This is a genomic window from Enterobacteriaceae endosymbiont of Donacia piscatrix, assembly GCF_012569525.1.
Taxonomy (GTDB): domain Bacteria; phylum Pseudomonadota; class Gammaproteobacteria; order Enterobacterales; family Enterobacteriaceae.
The window spans coordinates 282,178-284,522 of the sequence record NZ_CP046200.1; the positions used below are offsets into that span (position 1 = coordinate 282,178).

Here is a 2,345-nt window from a genome sequence, read left to right on the forward strand (position 1 = left end):
GTCCTTTAAATCAAAAATTAGAATTATTACAAAATCAATTACAAAAAAATTTACACCAGGAATCTTTAGAAAGAAATATATTAATTTATGAAATTAAAAATTTAAAAAAACTAAATATAAATATTTCTAATGAAGCTATTAATTTAACAAATGCATTAAAAGGAAATAATAAAATTCAAGGAATTTGGGGAGAATTAGTATTAAATAAAATTTTAGAATCTTCTGGATTAAGAAATGGATATGAATATGAAGTACAAAAAAAAATTAAATTTAATAATACAGAAAAAATACAACCTGATGTAATCATTAATTTACCTTATAATAAAAAAATTATTATAGATGCTAAAATGACTTTAATAGCATATGAACGTTATTTTAATACTAATAATAAAATAAAAAAAAAAAAAGCATTAAATGATCATATTACAGCTATTCGTAATCATTTAAAATCATTAAGTAACAAAAAATATCAATATTTATCTAATTTAGAAACTTTAGATTATATTATAATGTTTATTCCAATTGAATCTGCATTATCTTTAGCAATAAATTATAAACCATCTTTATTATATGAAGCTTTAAAATTAAATATTATGTTAGTTAGTCCTACAACTTTAATGATTTCTTTGAGAATCATAGAAAATTTATGGCGTTTAGAAAAACAAAATAAAAATTCTTTATTAATTATTAATAAAGCAACAAAATTATATAATAAAATGAGATTATTTGTAGACGATATGTATATATTAGAAAAAAATTTAGATAAATTAAAAATAAGTTATAATTCAGCTATTAAAAAATTATTTATAGGAAAAGGAAATATAATATCTCAAATTGAAAATTTTAGAAATTTAGGTATTGAAGTAATAAATAAAATTAATAATAATTTTGAAAATGATAATTAAAATAATTTTAAATTATAAAATTATATAATTTTTTTTATAATAAATATTAATTTAATAAATAATTTAAAAAATTAAAAGTAATATTATTTAATAATAATTAAAAATATTAATAATACTCTAATTATAAAGTTAAATATTTTAATTATATATTAGAAATATAAAATTATTAAACAATATAAAATTATCGTTAATTTATATTTAAATTATTTTTTCGTTATAAAATAAAAATATTATTATATAAATTAAAAAATTTTTTACAAAAAAATAGTAATAATTACTTATTTTTTTTTAATTTAAATAAATATAAAAAATATTATTAATAAATTTAGAATTATAAATAATTTTTAATTGTTATTTAATAATTGTTATAATAATTATTATATACCTAAATAAAAATACATAAATTAATTTTTTTTAAATTTAAACAAAAATAATTGAAATTATAGTTTTTATAAATTAAAATATATTAAATAAATATTTTAATATTTAAAATAAATTTTTATAGATAAATAAATAAGTAAAGAGAAAATAATAATGTGTTTAATTTCTAGTATATCAGAGTTAATAACTGGAAAAATTAAAATTAATAGTATTATATCCATAGGAGGATGGGTACGTAATAGAAGACATTCTAAAATAGGTATTTCTTTTATTAACTTATATGATGGATCACATATAAATGATATACAAATTATTGCTAATAGTACATTAAATAATTATAAAAATGAAATTTTATCTATCACTTGTGGATGTTCTTTAAGTGTTACAGGAAAATTAAAAATTTCACTTAATAAAAATATGCAAAATTATGAAATATATGCTACAAAAATAAAAATTTTAGGTTGGGTAAAAAATCCAGGTAAATATCCTATTTCTTCAAAAAAACATAGTTTAAAATATTTAAGAGAAGTATCTCATTTACGTTCTAGAACTACAATAATTAGTTGTATAACAAGAATTAGACATAACATGGCATTATTTATACATAATTTTTTACATAAAAAAAATTTTTTTTGGATTAATACTCCGTTAATTACAACTTTAGATACTGAAGGATCAAGTAAAATGTTTAGAGTATCTACTCTAGATTTAAAAAATTTTAAATATAAAAAAAATGTTAACATCTTTAAAAAAGATTTTTTTGGTAAAGAGTCTTTTTTAACTGTATCTGGTCAATTAAATTTAGAAACTTATGCTTGTTCAATGTCTAAAGTTTATACATTTGGACCTACTTTTAGAGCTGAAAATTCAAATACTAAACGTCATTTAGCAGAATTTTGGATGTTAGAATTAGAAATAGCATTTATTAGTTTAAAATCTCTTATGATTTTTGCAGAAAAAATGTTAAAAAAAATCTTTGAATATTTTCTTAATTTTCACAAAAATGAAATTATTTTTTTATCTAATAAAACAAAAAAAAATTTATTTAATAAAATTGAA

General features: G+C 15.7%; 2 protein-coding genes. Both read left to right on the plus strand.

What is annotated here, in order from left to right:
• Window positions 1–905, plus strand: a 905-nt coding sequence (rmuC, locus tag GJT96_RS01445) for a DNA recombination protein RmuC (protein WP_169780453.1), incomplete at its 5' end; no start/stop codon positions are given.
• A gap of 534 nt (window positions 906–1,439) precedes the next feature.
• Window positions 1,440–2,345: amino acid--tRNA ligase-related protein (locus tag GJT96_RS02385; protein WP_247646073.1), on the plus strand; the 906-nt coding region annotated here is incomplete at its 3' end.